The organism is Mycobacterium sp. E342 (genome assembly GCF_001667665.1).
GTDB lineage: Bacteria > Actinomycetota > Actinomycetes > Mycobacteriales > Mycobacteriaceae > Mycobacterium.
The window spans coordinates 1-13,929 of record NZ_LZJM01000237.1 but is presented as its reverse complement, the minus strand read 5'-3'; the positions used below and the strand labels follow the sequence as shown (position 1 = coordinate 13,929).

General features: G+C 66.7%; 15 protein-coding genes, 1 tRNA gene and 2 pseudogenes. 7 read left to right on the top strand and 11 right to left on the bottom strand.

The annotated features are described in order from the left end of the window. Positions 1-75: 75 nt before the first annotated feature. The gene (locus A5692_RS18405; RefSeq protein WP_068058466.1) at positions 76-270 is read right to left on the bottom strand and encodes a long chain fatty acid-CoA synthetase Faa4p; all 195 of its coding nucleotides are present in this window, start codon (positions 268-270) and stop codon (positions 76-78) included. Between the two features lie 223 nt (positions 271-493). Here A5692_RS18405 and A5692_RS29180 point away from each other — a divergent pair, with 223 nt between their 5' ends. From A5692_RS29180 to A5692_RS18395, 3 genes and pseudogenes are all read left to right on the top strand, one after another. After that, positions 494-805, top strand: a complete 312-nt coding sequence (locus A5692_RS29180; RefSeq protein WP_156766153.1) for a hypothetical protein — start codon at positions 494-496, stop codon at positions 803-805. A 181-nt stretch (positions 806-986) separates the two neighbouring features. Next, on the top strand, positions 987-1,826 hold the full coding sequence (locus A5692_RS18400; RefSeq protein WP_197514502.1) for an alpha/beta fold hydrolase: 840 nt from the start codon (positions 987-989) through the stop codon (positions 1,824-1,826). Positions 1,827-1,935: 109 nt separating this feature from the next. After that, a pseudogene (locus A5692_RS18395) lies at positions 1,936-2,600 on the top strand (transposase); the annotation flags it as partial. Here the strand turns inward: A5692_RS18395 and A5692_RS30440 are convergent. Next, the gene (locus A5692_RS30440; protein ID WP_082962848.1) at positions 2,585-3,148 is read right to left on the bottom strand and encodes a nuclear transport factor 2 family protein; all 564 of its coding nucleotides are present in this window, start codon (positions 3,146-3,148) and stop codon (positions 2,585-2,587) included. The pseudogene A5692_RS18395 and the gene A5692_RS30440 sit on opposite strands and share 16 nt — an antisense overlap. 344 nt (positions 3,149-3,492) lie before the next feature. Here A5692_RS30440 and A5692_RS18390 point away from each other — a divergent pair, with 344 nt between their 5' ends. After that, positions 3,493-4,296 (top strand): DUF1906 domain-containing protein, encoded by an 804-nt coding sequence (locus A5692_RS18390; protein WP_068058423.1) that lies wholly within the window; start codon positions 3,493-3,495, stop codon positions 4,294-4,296. Between the two features lie 31 nt (positions 4,297-4,327). On the opposite strand, the gene A5692_RS18385 is transcribed toward A5692_RS18390, so the two are convergent. The 3 genes from A5692_RS18385 to pgm all read right to left on the bottom strand — a co-directional run bounded on the left by A5692_RS18385 (position 4,328) and on the right by pgm (position 7,353). After that, positions 4,328-4,400: transfer RNA gene (locus tag A5692_RS18385), tRNA-Ala, on the bottom strand. 53 nt (positions 4,401-4,453) lie between these two features. After that, positions 4,454-5,623, bottom strand: a complete 1,170-nt coding sequence (locus tag A5692_RS18380) for an MFS transporter (RefSeq protein ID WP_068058421.1) — start codon at positions 5,621-5,623, stop codon at positions 4,454-4,456. A 92-nt stretch (positions 5,624-5,715) separates the two neighbouring features. After that, positions 5,716-7,353, bottom strand: coding sequence for a phosphoglucomutase (alpha-D-glucose-1,6-bisphosphate-dependent) (gene pgm, locus A5692_RS18375; RefSeq protein ID WP_068058419.1), 1,638 nt, complete (start codon positions 7,351-7,353; stop codon positions 5,716-5,718). A 138-nt stretch (positions 7,354-7,491) separates the two neighbouring features. Between pgm and crcB (A5692_RS18370) the strand changes: the two genes are divergently transcribed. Both crcB (A5692_RS18370) and crcB (A5692_RS18365) read left to right on the top strand, forming a co-directional pair. Beyond that, positions 7,492-7,887: a fluoride efflux transporter CrcB gene (gene crcB, locus A5692_RS18370; RefSeq protein WP_068058417.1), complete on the top strand. Its 396-nt coding sequence runs from the start codon at positions 7,492-7,494 to the stop codon at positions 7,885-7,887. Continuing rightward, positions 7,884-8,267, top strand: coding sequence for a fluoride efflux transporter CrcB (crcB, locus tag A5692_RS18365; RefSeq protein ID WP_068058416.1), 384 nt, complete (start codon positions 7,884-7,886; stop codon positions 8,265-8,267). Before crcB (A5692_RS18370) ends, crcB (A5692_RS18365) begins: the two co-directional genes overlap by 4 nt. 1 nt (position 8,268) lies before the next feature. On the opposite strand, the gene A5692_RS18360 is transcribed toward crcB (A5692_RS18365), so the two are convergent. From A5692_RS18360 to A5692_RS18350, 3 genes are read right to left on the bottom strand one after another with little or no spacing between them, the layout of a single operon-like run. Continuing rightward, a complete protein-coding gene (locus A5692_RS18360; RefSeq protein ID WP_082962846.1) occupies positions 8,269-8,886 on the bottom strand; it encodes a GNAT family N-acetyltransferase in 618 nt (205 codons plus the stop codon). Continuing rightward, positions 8,883-9,758, bottom strand: a complete 876-nt coding sequence (locus A5692_RS18355) for an LLM class F420-dependent oxidoreductase (protein WP_068058414.1) — start codon at positions 9,756-9,758, stop codon at positions 8,883-8,885. Before A5692_RS18355 ends, A5692_RS18360 begins: the two co-directional genes overlap by 4 nt. Positions 9,759-9,779: 21 nt before the next feature. Further along, positions 9,780-10,136 (bottom strand): DUF488 domain-containing protein, encoded by a 357-nt coding sequence (locus A5692_RS18350; RefSeq protein ID WP_068058409.1) that lies wholly within the window; start codon positions 10,134-10,136, stop codon positions 9,780-9,782. A gap of 47 nt (positions 10,137-10,183) precedes the next feature. On the opposite strand from A5692_RS18350, the pseudogene A5692_RS18345 reads away from it, so the two are divergent. Continuing rightward, a pseudogene (locus A5692_RS18345) lies at positions 10,184-11,458 on the top strand (DUF222 domain-containing protein). Here A5692_RS18345 and A5692_RS18340 read toward each other — a convergent pair. The 3 genes from A5692_RS18340 to A5692_RS29535 all read right to left on the bottom strand — a co-directional run. Then, a complete protein-coding gene (locus A5692_RS18340) occupies positions 11,455-12,153 on the bottom strand; it encodes a DsbA family protein (protein WP_068058407.1) in 699 nt (232 codons plus the stop codon). The pseudogene A5692_RS18345 and the gene A5692_RS18340 sit on opposite strands and share 4 nt — an antisense overlap. Positions 12,154-12,173: 20 nt before the next feature. Next, a complete protein-coding gene (locus tag A5692_RS18335) occupies positions 12,174-13,097 on the bottom strand; it encodes a CoA ester lyase (protein ID WP_068058405.1) in 924 nt (307 codons plus the stop codon). A gap of 154 nt (positions 13,098-13,251) precedes the next feature. Then, on the bottom strand, positions 13,252-13,929 hold a 678-nt coding region (locus tag A5692_RS29535; protein ID WP_068058401.1), incomplete at its 5' end, for a hypothetical protein.

Here is a 13,929-nt window from a genome sequence, read left to right as displayed (position 1 = left end):
GTTTCGCGTCATCGTCGCGGCGGGGTCACGCGAAAGGCACACCTTGGCCACTACGTGCGGCCGACGAATGCGGCGCTAACCGATCTCGCTCACGACATAGACGGCGACATAGCCGATCGGGATGCCGGTCCAGGTGGCGATGCACTTGCGTGCCGCCAGCTCCACCGCGCCCCGGCGGCTGGTGCGGGTGACCCTGCCGATCTCGGGAATCCGGATCATCCACCCGTCGGCGTCATGACTGACTTCGACGTCAAAGCACTGGCCGACCATCGGGCACTTCACGCGGGGAACCATCCGCGACGCGCGGGCGCTGCGCGGCGATCGTCGGCGCAGCAGGCTGGGCTGAGTGGGCATGGCTGCTTTCAAAAGAGTCGCAATCGAACCGCGGGCAAGATTAATGCGCATCGCGGCGAAAACCTAATCGGCAGCCAGGCCGGCTCGCACTTGATGCGGACTCTCCACCAGGTCGTCGCCGCGGCTTAATGTCTGCGTTATGCGACTGATCCCATGGCCTGCCCTGGCGGCGGGTGTGATCGTCATCGGGTGTCTTGCCGGCCCGCCAGCGCACGCCGAAAGGGGCTACGGACCTGGCTCGTACGAGGTGCCCGCCCAGCTCCCCTACGGCACCTACGTCGCCCACGCCGAACCGGGCGACTATTCGGCCGCGTGCACGTTCACGACGTGGACGAGCGACGGGAAATTGATCGTTTCCGAGAGCGGGAATTCCGTTACCGCAACGGTCGCGGCGCCCTCGGTGGCGAAATTCATCACCCACGGCTGTACACCGTGGACCAAGGTGGGCTGAAACCGAGAGGGCCGGGGCCGTCACCGTTCGGCAACGGCTGATCGGCCGACCGCACCCGTCGTAACCCGATGTCGGGACCTTCGGCTCTGATCGGGCAGCTTTCCCGGCATCATGATGCGGTGATGTATCTGCCGTAGGAGGGTGTCATGTGCACGGTCTCGGTTTCTGATGAGCGATCAATTTGACCAATACACCGAGTGCCTTTGATGACATCGACCGCTTCGCCAATCGGTATGGCAAGCGGTTACTGGTGGACGGTGTCTGGTGGCCCTACCACCGCTTGGGCGCGGGCACTGCGGTGCTGTGGTTGACGGGTGGCCTTCGCCGGGCTGCGCTCGCCTCGAGGTTCCTGGAAGGGCTTGCCGCGCACCATGCCGTTATCGCACCCGATTACGTACCGGTCGGTACAGTCGCGGAATTCATGGCGGCCTTCGACGCGATCCTGGAGGCCGAATCGATCAATACCGTTGCGCTGGTGGGTCAGTCATACGGGGGGATGCTCGCGCAGGCGTACCTCGCGCATCGCCCGGGCGCGATCGATCGCCTCATCCTGTCGAGCACCGGTCCCGCAGATTACGCACGAGGGTGGCTCGCGCTCGAAGACCTGCTTGTATTCCTCGCCGAGGTCCTGCCGGAGAAGCTGCTCAAGAAAGTGGTCGCGTCCGGGTTGGTCCTCCTAACCCGTCAGCTGCCTGCTGTTCAGCGGCGCCAAATGGCAGACCTATTGCGCACGACCGTGCGCGAGCGATTGAGTCGTGCGGACGTCGTGTCTCATTTCGCCGTCGCCGCTGACCTGATCCGCTACCAGATCGTCACGCCAGCCGCCTTTGCGGGGTGGAGTGGTCGCATCATCGTCTTAGCCGCCGAGAACGATCCGACGCAGAGCAGCAAGGACATTCAGCGCTATGAACGCTTGTTTGGACGCGGTCCCGAAGTGATCGGTCTCGGGCAGCTGGGGCACGCCGCGGCGCTCACCGACCCATGCGCTTACCTGGACCTCGTAGAGCGCGCCCTACGTTAAGACCCGGACGACGGGCACAGACGCCAGACCCGGTAGAGACGCTGGTCTGATCTGCGCTCGTGGAGTGGAGCTGAGGTGACTCGAACCCCCGCGTGGACCGCCCCACCCTATCGACGTCGAGAAGCTGTTAGTCGATCGACTCGCCGCCGCAAGCCCGGACTTGCTGCGCGCCTTGTTGTCGATGTTTATTGCGGCGTTGATGAGTGCGGAGGCCGGACTCGCTGTGCGGCGCCGGTTACGGCGAACGCAGCGAGCTTGGCTCGTCGTAAGCGCGCTGAGCGGGCGCGGACCAGTGTGGTGGCAACCTGCTGTCTGCTGGGCGTGTCCACACGGCGCATCGAGCGCCTCGTCGAATCCCTCGGTGTGGCAAGCCTGTCTAAGTCCCAGGTATCGGAGATGGCCAAGGACCTCGACGAGCAAGTCAAAGCATTCCGCACACGACCCCTTGACGCCGGTCCGTACACGTTCGTGGCCGACGACGCGCTGGTGCTCAAGGTCCGCGAGAACGGCCGCGTCGTTGGCGTGCACACGCTGATCGCCACCTGGGTAAACGTCGAGGGCTACCGAGAGATCCTGGGCGTGAGCATCTCCTCGACCGAGGACGGCGCGGGCTGGTTGGCCTCCTTCCGCGATCTGGTCGCCCAGGGCCTGTCTGGGGTCGCGCTGGTCATCAGCGATGCCCATCCTGGCCTGGTGGCCGCAATCGGGGCCACCCTGCCTGGGACAGCTAACGAGTCCACGAGAACTTCCATGGCCAGTCAGGATGCCGCGGCGCTTCTGGCTCTCCATCGCGCGAGGAGGGGGTACGCCCTCAAAACAAGGCTCAACAGGATGCTCGTGCCCGCTCTGCTGGGATTGATGTATTCACGCATCGAATCAAAACGCCCGTCGCGGATATGGAAAACCCAGCAGTAGCCGTCGATCCTGACACGAAGTCCGCCGACGAGTGCCCCGTGTTCATATTCGACGACGAGATACTCTTTGTTGGTAAACCAGTTGGTGATATTGACCTTCGACCGGCTATCGTGCGTCCTTCGGCTACCTGCCGCCATGACCGCGTTCATGACATTGTCGCGGCCTCTCCAGGTATGGCCGACGGGCATAAGGGTGAAAGTGCAATCATCGGTCAGGAGCTCGCCGAACCGCTCGTAGTCGTCGTCAGCGACAATTGCTAAGTATCGCTCGATCAGGCTCGTGACGGCGCCATCAGTCTCGGTCACTTCGCCTCCCCTGCAGCTCCTGTCCCTCGTCTCATAGCGTAGAGCGCCGGCGCCTCGCCTATCTCCGACGGATGCGCAAGCTCTGGCCCGTCGGCTGACCATCTGATTCCGATCCGACTATTTCGGCGACAAACTCACAGGACCTAAACTGCACACCGAAGGTCATGCGATGGCCGACTCGTACACCATTGCGCTGGGCGCGGCCCTTCGCTCTGCCTTGTTCCGGTTGGGTCCGGCCCGTTACCTGCGGTTTCCTTCTGGGATCTTGACGGCGTCAAGCGCCTGCATCGACATCCACGATCCCATTCGGCTCAGAACGCTGAACCGGCAGACACGTCGTCAGCGCTCCAGCCATTGACTCGACACGATCAACCGCAGAAACCGATTTGATATCGACTACTACTCGCCACTTCTGTTGACAAAAGTCACAAATTTAACATCACGCGATGCAGGATTCGTCGGCGAATGTGCGGCCGTCGCGGCCCATTCCCCGGCGTGACTTATTGCGCTACGCCATCGCCATGTCCGCGCTACCAGCGCTGTATGCGGCATCGACGACCGCCACGGCCCGTGCCGCCGTTGGCGCCACCCCAACATTGATCGACTTCGCCGCGCGCCAAATCCCGGCGCAGCAGATTAGAGCCGCCGGCCACTCCGGGGTCATCAACTACGTCTCGTTGTCGCGTCCCGGCTCGTCCATGGGCGCCAAGCCGATCACGCGGCCTTACGCCGAGCAGCTGAGCGCCGCTGGGCTGATGATCGTCAGCAATTACCAGTACGGCAAGCCGGGCGGGACGGCACCATCGGATTTCAGGCGCGGGTTCGAGGGCGGCGTTGCCGATGCTCGCACCGCCTGGGAGCTGCATACCGCGGCGGGGGGCGGTCAAAGTGCCCCGATCTTCTTCAGCATCGACGAGGACATCAACCACGACACCTGGAACAACCTGGCACTCAAGTGGTTTCGTGGAATCAATTCGGTCCTGGGGGTGCAGCGCACCGGCGTCTACGGCGGTATCGATGTGTGCCGGTGGGCCGCCGCCGATGGAGTTATCGGGAATTCGAGCACCCCGGGCCACCGGTGGGCCTGGCAAACCAAGGCCTGGTCCCACGGCCAGATCGATCCCGCCGCGGTGCTCTACCAACGCGTGGTGAGCACGGCGTCGAATCCAGGCCCAAAAGTCGGGGGACTCGAAGTCGACGTCAACGACGTCCTTGCCGGCGATTGCGGCCAGTGGAACCTACATCGGTGAGCCGGGTGTCGTCCGGCCGCCGAATATCCGGTGGAGCTAAGGGGACTCGAACCCCTGACCCCCACACTGCCAGTGTGGTGCGCTACCAGCTGCGCCATAGCCCCAAGTCGTGCCAATCGAAGCTACACCAACCGCCACCCTGGTTCAAAGTTGCTGTTCAGGCCGCCTCACCGTCCGCTTGGGGCTCCGCCAAGCCGTGCTCGGGATGGATCAGCGTCCGCGTTTCCGCCGCCGGCACCCAGCCGACCGCGGCGATCAGCAAGACAATCCCGCTGATGCCGAACCCCCACCCGAAGCTGAGCTTCTCCGCGGCCCACCCGACCGTCAAGGAGCCGATGATGGCACCCAGGTCGGACAGCATCTGCACCGCGGCCACCGGGATGCCCGCGCGCGCCTCATTGCCGAGGATGTCGGCCACCGCGGCCTGCATCGGGGACATGAAGATGCCGGTCGTCGCACCGGATATGGCCGCGGCGATCATGAACGCGGGCAGCGACGACACGATTCCCAGCGCGGCGGTGGCCACGCCGGACGTCGCCAAGCCGACGATCAACAACGTGCGTCGTCCCATCCGGTCGGACAGGTAACCACTGGGGACGACGGCCACGGCGTTACCGGCCGCGAACGCCGCCAGCGCCGCTCCGATGACGCCGACGCTTTCGCCCATGACGTCGGCGAGGAACAACGGAACCAGCGCGACGCGCAGACCGAACGCCGCCCAGCCGGTCGCGAAATTCGACAGCAGCGCCGCCCAGTAGGCGCGGACGCGCAGCGCCTGGCGCATCGTCACCGTGGACCGGGTGGGCGGCGGTGGCGCGGCCAGCTCCGAATGCCGCAAACCGTAGAACAGCACCACCGCCACGCCCAGCATGGCGACGCCGTACACGATGAACGGAGCCGTCAGCCCCCACCCCGCCGTCAGGCCGCCGATCGCCGGCCCGCCGACCGCGCCCACCATGAACGACGTCGTGAACAATCCCGCAATCCGCCCCCGCGCGTCGGGCGGGCTGATGTGGATCATCAGCCCCAACGCGGAGACATAGAACATCGTCGAGCCGATGCCGCTGATCGCGCGGAAAAGCAGCAATTGCCAGTACGCCTGGGAATACGCGCACGCGATGGTGGACAAAGCCACGACCAGCAAACCACCGATGTAAATCCTCCGCTCGCCCAGCCGTTGCACCAGCACGCCGCTGACCGGGGCGAAACACAGCCGGCTCAACGAAAAGACGGTGACCAAGAAAGTCACCGCCTTGATGCTGACCCCGAAGGTATGCGCAAAAGCGGGCATCGCCGGCGAAATGACACCGTAGCCCAACGCGACCATGACATTTGCCCAGCTGAGGATCCAAACTTCGCGTGGCAACCGCTCAGATCGCGACCCGCGTTCCCCCGAGCGGGTAAAGCGGAGGGAAATGGTCACCCAATGACTTTATTCACCACCTCGCGCGCGGCTTCTTGCACCTCCGCCAAATGGTCGGGACCGTTGAACGACTCGGCGTAGATCTTGTAGACGTCCTCGGTGCCCGACGGCCGCGCGGCAAACCAGGCGTTCGCGGTCGTCACCTTCAATCCGCCCAGCGCGGCGCCGTTGCCAGGCGCGGTGGTGAGTTTCGCGGTGATCGGCTCGCCCGCCAGCTCCGTGGCGGTGACCTGCTCGGCCGACAGCTTGGCCAGGCGGGCTTTTTGCTCGCGGTCGGCGGGCGCATCGACGCGAGCGTAGAACGGCGTGCCGTACGCGGCGGTCAGCTCCTGGTAGCGCTGGGACGGGCTCAGGCCCGTGACGGCCAGGATTTCCGAGGCCAGCAGGGCAAGGATGATGCCGTCCTTGTCGGTGGTCCACACCGAACCCTCGCGCCGCAGGAACGACGCCCCCGCGGACTCCTCACCGCCGAAGCCGATGGTGCCGCCGATCAGGCCGTCGACAAACCACTTGAACCCGACCGGCACCTCGACGAGTTTGCGGCCAAGGCCCGCGACCACCCGGTCGATGATCGACGAACTCACTGCGGTCTTGCCCACGGCAATGCCGTCCGGCCACGACGGGCGGTGCGTGTAGAGGTAGTCGATGGCCACCGCGAGATAGTGGTTGGGGTTGAGCAGCCCCCCATCGGGCGTGACGATGCCGTGGCGGTCGGAGTCCGCGTCGTTGCCGGTGGCGATCTGGTAGCGGTCCGAGGTGGCGATCACGTTAATGAGCCCAGCCATCGCGTCGGGCGAGCTGCAATCCATCCGGATCTTGCCGTCGTGGTCGAGCGTCATGAACCGCCAGGTCGCATCCACCAGTGGGTTGACCACGGTCAGGTCCAGACGGTGGCGCTGGCCGATCTCGCCCCAGTAGTCGACGCTCGCTCCGCCCAGCGGGTCGGCGCCGATGCGGACCCCGGCCGCGCGGATCGCGTCGATGTCGACCACGTTCGGCAGGTCGTCGACGTAGTTGCCCAGGTAGTCGTGGCGTTGGACGGTTTGCAGCGCCCGGGCCAGCGGCACCCGCTTCACGCCGGCGCCGTCGCGCAGAATCTCGTTGGCGCGCTTGGCGATTGCGTTCGTGGCCGCGGTGTCCGCCGGGCCGCCGTTGGGCGGGTTGTACTTGAAGCCGCCGTCCTGCGGCGGGTTGTGCGACGGCGTGACGACGATGCCGTCGGCCAGCGCTTCGGCGCGGCCCCGGTTGTAACTCAGGATGGCGTGGCTGACCGCCGGTGTCGGGGTGTAGCGATCACGGGAGTCGATCATCGTAACGACATCGTTGGCCGCCAGAACCTCCAGCGCCGACACCCACGCCGGCTCGGAGAGGCCGTGCGTGTCACGGCCGATGAACAGCGGGCCCGTGGTGCCCTGGGCGGCGCGGTATTCGACGATGGCCTGGGTGATGGCCAGGATGTGGGCCTCGTTGAAGGCCCCGTTCAGCGCGGAACCGCGGTGGCCCGACGTGCCGAACACCACCTGCTGGGCGACGTCGTCGGGATCGGGCTCAATGGAGTAGTAGGCCGTCACCAGGTGAGGCAGGTCGACGAGGTCTTCGGGCTGGGCCGGCTGGCCGGCGCGGGGGTGGGCCATGGTTGTCAATTCTGCCCGTAGTCAACTATTCCGACTCCCCAGGTACGTTCCCGACTTCTCAGGTACTTCCCCGGTTCATCCACTGGTCAGGCTCCCCCTAGGCTGCTAGCGACTGGGCGCACACCGAAGGGATCACGCGTGGCACACGACTATCGGGAGCTGGTGGCGATCTTTGTGGGCGGGGGGCTCGGAACGCTGAGCCGAGTGGCGCTGGACACCGCTATCGTGCGCGACCCGCATCACTGGCCCTGGCCGACGTTCATCGTCAACGTCGTCGGCGCTTTTCTGGTGGGCTATTTCACCACCCGGCTGTTGGAGCGCCTGCCGCTGTCGAGTTATCGGCGCCCGCTGCTGGGCACCGGATTGTGTGGTGGATTGACCACGTTCTCGACGATGCAGGTCGAGACGCTGAAGATGATCGAGCATGGTCATTGGGTCATGGCCACGAGCTACACCGTCATCAGCATTGCGGTCGGCCTGCTGGCGGTGCACCTGTCCACCAAGTTGGTGCGCCGGGCCAGGGTGCGCGGATGACAGCTTCCATGGTCACCATGGCCCTCATCTGGGCCGGCGTCGTAATCCTGGGCGGGCTCGGGTCGGTGCTGCGATTTATGGTCGACCGTGCCGTGGGCCGCCGGGTGCCCCGATCTTTACCGCTCGGCACGTTGACCGTAAACATCAGTGGCGCAGCCCTTCTCGGCTTTCTCGGCGGCCTGGCGCTGAGCAAGTACGCGGCGCTGCTCGCCGGCACCGCGTTCGTCGGCGCCTACACCACGTTTTCCACCTGGATGCTGGAAACTCAGCGTCTCGGCGAAGAACGACAGCTGCGCACGGCGTTCGCCAACATCGTTGTCAGCGTCGTGCTCGGCGAAGCGGCGGCGCTGCTCGGGCAGCGGATTGCCGAACACATCTGAGTCAACCGCGGGGAACGTCGTCGGGCGTGCGGGGCAGCGCGTAGAGCGCCATACGCCGGTTGGACATGTCGTGCTCGCCGAGGAAGACGCAGCCTCCCCGCTCGCAGAACGTGCGCGCCAGGACGTTGCGGTGGTCGGGATCGAACATGATGCGCCGGCATTGCGGATCGAGGCCCAGGATGCTGCCCACCAGATAGGGCAGGAGGTAACTCACGTGCCCCCGTTGGATGTAGTCCAGATCGGCCACCGCGACGTGCAACCCCAGATCGTGGGGATCATGCTCATATCGGGTAGCGATAGAATCCTTTGCCGCCCTGTACAATTCGATGTACGCGCGGTCGGTTCCATAGAGCGTGGCGATGAAGGGCCGCGAGAAGGCGCCTTCGAGCTGCGCGCGCAGATACCGATGCCAGCGCGCCACCGGCCAGGCGGACTCCCACGCTTCGACCAAGTGCGGCCGGCTCATCCACTCGGCGATCATCTCCGCGTCCACGTCGGGGTCGGCCAGACGCAGCCCGTACGGGTCGGGCAACGCGGGAATGGGCGGTGGTGGGACTGCGCGGATTTCGGCGGAAATGTCGGTCAATTCGCGCGGCAGGATGGGGTTGGCCTCGCTCACGCGAGTGCCGCCTTCATCCACCGCTCGGCCAGCGCCACAACCCATTCGGCCGCCGCCTCGGGCCGGTCGGGGGGTGACTCGACGAGAACCAGTTCGTCGATGCCCAAGTCGGCGAGGGCGCCGATGTCAACGACTTTCGGATCGCGTAGTGCGACCGACAGCCGCAGCCGGGCGGGATCCCGCCCCGAGTCGGCGCATAGCCGCTCCAGCTCGCCGACGCGATCGCGCGCTGCCGCTGGGCCGTCGATGTTGAACCCGTACCAGCCGTCGCCCCACTTCGCCGCACGGCGCAGCGCCGAATCGCTGTTGCCCCCAAGCACGATCGGGATACGACGGTCCCGCACCGGCTTGGGGTTGACCCGGATGGAGTCGAAACTCACGAAGTCACCGTCGAACGAAGCGACGTCGTCACGCCACACCGTGCGCATTGCGGCCGCATATTCGGCGGTACGCGCACCGCGATGGGCGAACGGCACTGAGAGCGCGGCGAATTCCTCCCTGGACCACCCCACGCCGACGCCCAGTGTCAGCCGCCCACCACTGAGTCGGTCCAGGCTGGCGGCCTGCTTGGCCACCACCACCGGGTGGTGTTCGGGCAGCAGGAGCACGCCCGTAGCCAGGCCGATCCGGGACGAGGCGGCTGCGGCGAAGCTCAGGGCGATCATCGGGTCAAGCCAATCCGCCTGCGCCGGAACGGCAATGACGCCGTCGTCGGAGTAGGGATAGCGCGAAGCGGGCCGGTCGACCATCACGACGTGTTCGCCCACCCACAGCGTGGCGAAGCCGCAATCGTCCGCGGTCGACGCGACGGCATCGATCACCGCGCGGTCAGCGCCGGTACCGATCCCCAGGGCATGCAATCCCAGCCGCATCGCAGAATCGTCTCACGACGTTCAGCGGCTTTTCAGCATCTCCGCAAGGACGGCCGCCTGGCTGATATCCACCTCGCGAGTCGCGGTGACCAGCGTGACGACACCGTGCCTGGCCAGGTCGCGGAGCTCGTCCAGCGAGGGGCTGTCGCGCAGCTCCGCCCGGTAGCGCTTGGCGAACTCGTCGAACCGTTCGGAGCGGTGCTGATACCACTCCCGGAGTTCCTTCGACGGTGCGACGTCCTTGCACCAGGTGCCCACCCTCGGGTCGTCCTTGCGTATCCCCCGCGGCCAGACGCGGTCCACCAGCACGCGCCGGCCCTCGTCGGCGGCGATGTCGTCGTAGACCCGCGCCACTCGAATCCTGTCCTTGGCGCTCATAAACGCCAGGGTAGACGCTGTCGGTACACTTCGTTACTATCGAACTTATGTTCGAAGAACTGGCGAACGTCGACTTGCCCGCCGACGAATCGGCGCTGATAGAGCGCATCGCCGAGCTGGAGACGGTCAAATGCGCCGCTGCCGCCGGCCAGGCCCGGGCCGCGGCCGCACTGGACGCCGCGCGGCGGGCCACCGAAGCGGCCGCAGGTGTGCCCACCGCGCGGCGCGGGCGCGGCGTGGCCAGCGAGGTCGCGCTGGCGCGCCGCGACTCCCCCGCCCGGGGCGGCCGGCATCTCGGCTTCGCCAAGGCCCTGGTCTACGAGATGCCGCACACGCTGGCGGCCCTGGAATGCGGGGCGTTGTCGGAGTGGAGGGCGACGCTGATCGTCCGCGAGAGTGCCTGCCTCGACGTGGAGGATCGTCGGGCGTTGGACGCGGAGCTGTGCGCCGACCCGGCGGCCCTGGACGGCATGGGCGATGCACACGTGACCGCGGCAGCGAAGGCGATCGCCTACCGGCTGGATCCGCATGCCGTCGTCGAGCGAGCGGCCAAAGCCGAGAAGGAACGCACCGTCACCATTCGGCCCGCACCCGACACGATGACGTACCTCACCGCGTTATTGCCAGTGGCACAGGGTGTTTCGGTGTACGCGGTGCTGCGCCGCGAAGCGGACAGCCGCGGCGACGGGCGGTCACGCGGTCAGGTGATGGCCGACACCCTGGTCGAGCGGGTCACCGGCCGCAGCGCCACGGTCCCCGGCCCGATCGCGGTCAACCTGGTGCTGTCCGACGAGACGCTGCTCGGCGGCGACGATGCGCCCGCCGACCTCTGCGGCTACGGTCCCGTCCCCGCGGCGGTCGCACGCGCAATGGTCAGTAGCGCTGTCACCGACCGGCGTTCGCGCGCGACGCTGCGCCGGCTGTACGCCCACCCGCGGTCCGGGGCGCTGGTGGCGATGGAGTCACGGGCACGCCTCTTTCCCCGCGGGCTGGCCGCATTCATCGGCCTACGCGATCAGCGTTGCCGCACGCCGTACTGCGATGCGCCGGTCAGGCACCGCGACCACGCGCGAGCGTAGGCCGAAGGCGGCCCGACCACCGCGGACAACGGTTTGGGGCTGTGCGAGCACTGCAACCACGTCAAGGAGAACGCGGGATGGCGGGTGAGCACCACGGTCGACGAAAACCACACGCACACAGCGCTGTTCAGGACACCAACCGGCAAGACCTACCGATCGATGGCACCTCCGCGCGCCCCCACGATCACGGTCAGCGAGCTGGAGATCCGCGTCGGGGTCTATCTCGCGCGACACGCGGCCTAGGTCCCCTGGCCGGTGAGGCGCTCGACATCGATGACTTCACCGCGGTTGATGCTCACCCAGTCGCGTCCGGCCAGGTAGGGACGCAGGCTCCGGCCGATGAGCTCGACATCGGCGGGCGATTTGGGTCGCTGCAGCTCGTACACGTGGGGCAACTCGGCCATGCCGGTGACGACGTTCCACAGCGTCAACGCCTGGGGACCGGTGGGCGGGTCCACCAGGACCGGTCCGAACAGGCACTGCCCCAACACGAACAGGGTGGGCACCCCGTAGCCGCCGGCGTCGACGACCCGTTCATGGTCGTGGCGTACCTCGTCGTGGGTGGTCGGATCGTCGAGCGCCGCGTCGAAAACCGACGCGTCGGCGCCGATGTCGTCCAGCAAGCGGCGAGCAACCGCGGGGTCGTGCGGCTTCCCGCCCAGCGTGTGCAGTTGGCGGCCGATGACGCCGTACCACCGATCCAGCAGCGCCATGTCCGTTCGGCGCAGCAGCGCCCCGATCCGCATCAACGACCACCCATAGGACCACTCGCGCTCCCACGGGTGCTTCTGGCCCTCGGACCGGTTGATCTCTTCCAGACTGAAGAACCGCCAGTCGACGGTGATGTCGAGTTGGTCGCGCACGTCGCGAATCCACAACGACGTTTGATAGGCGAACGGGCACATCGGGTCGAAATGGAACTCCACCGCAACGCTCATCTTCGGACCCGCTTCGCCGCTCAGTAGTGATAGGTGTCCGACGGCGCGGGCGAATGATCCCGTTCTTCGTCGTCGAAGTCCGATGGTTCGATGTCGTAGGCGCGAGCCAGCTCGAGGATCTTCGTGGCCCTCGCGATGCGCGGCAGGTCGGAGCCGTTGCGAATCTCCCCCCCGTCACGCTCGAACTCAGCGAAAAACTCCTTCGCCCAAGATATTTCGTCCTGCGATGGCGAGAGGCCCTCGTTTACCACGCCGCATTGGTCCGGCGTCAGGCAGATCTTGCCCGTCATCCCGAACTCCACGGAGACCGCCGTCGCCTCGATCAGCTTCAACGCATTCGAGCCGATCGTGGGCCCGTCGATGGCGCTGGGCAGGCTGGCCGCCTTGGCGGCGATCGTGAACCGCGAGCGGGCGTAGGCCAGCGTGCTCGGGTCCTCCCCGAAACCGGTGTCGCGGCGGAAGTCTCCGATGCCGAAGGCGAGCCGGAAGGTGCCCTTCGCCGCGGCTATTTCGGTGATGCGCTCGAGCCCGCGTGCCGTTTCCACCAACGCCACGATCGGCACGTTGGGCAGCCGTTGGGCGGTCTCGGTGACGTGGTCGACCGATTCGACCATCGCCAGCATCACCCCTCCGACCGGCGTTCCCGCCAGCGCCGCGAGGTCGTCCGCCCACCACGGGGTGCCGAAGCCGTTGACGCGCACCCAGTCGGTGTTGCCGGCGCCCAGCCAGCTCACCACGTTGTCGCGCGCGGCGTGCTTGTCTTTTGGTGCGACGGCGTCCTCGATGTCGAGTACGACGATGTCGGCCCGCGAGTGCACCGCGGACTGGAACCGGTCCGCGTGCGCACCGTTGACCAATAGCCAGCTCCGGGCCAAAACGGGGTCGATGCGGTAGCCGATGGTGTCGTCGGGCTCCGTCGCGCTGGTATTGACCTGGTCGTACATTCGGTCTCTCGTGGTTATCGGTATCGGATTGGTGCCTTAACCGTAGCGATGTCCCCAAACGGACGGTTGGGCATGCCCCCTCGACGCGGAAACGGCCAGACCGCCCGAGGCGGATAGAGCCCTCGCCCGGGCGGCCTGGCTTTGGAAATTTCGGCTAGTTGATCCCGACGACCTCCTGCGCGATGGCGGCAACGCGCGTTTGGGCGGCCGACACGACCCGCTGGCGGTTCTTGTTGGCCTCCTCGTAGGCGATGATCGCCCGCACGTCGCTCGGATTGGTGAGGTCCTTCACCTCGGCGACGGCCTCGCTGACGTTGAGCTCGTCGTAGTTGGCGATGGGCAGCTCGTCGGCGTCGAGGACCCCCACGGAGGCGCGTGCGGCGTGCAGGGCGTCGGCGGTCTGCCGGGCCCCCTCGTTGCGGGTCACCCGCTCGGCCGCCTCGAGGGCGGCGTTACGGGAAGCGGCGAGCGCCCGGGTCGCCACGTCACCCGCGTGCGCGCCCCTGCTGACCAGTTCGTTGAACGTCGGGCGGGCCGAGCGCAGCGCGTCCGCGGCCCTGTCGACCCCGCGGACCGACCACTCCACCGGCAGGTTCACCAGTTTGACCGCGGTACCGGCCGCCGCCTGCAACGGTGTGCGACGCAGCGCGGCCGGGCCGCCGAGCGCATCCTCGGCGAGGACGGTCGTCAACCAGTCGACGGTCGCCGAGTGAGCGGTGATCAGCCGGGTGGCCAAGCTCTCCACCTCGGGCAGTTCGGCGGCCACGGCCAGCGCCTTGAGGTAGCGGGCGCGGTCGAGCAGTTGATCCTCCAGCGCCAGGTCGCCCAGCAG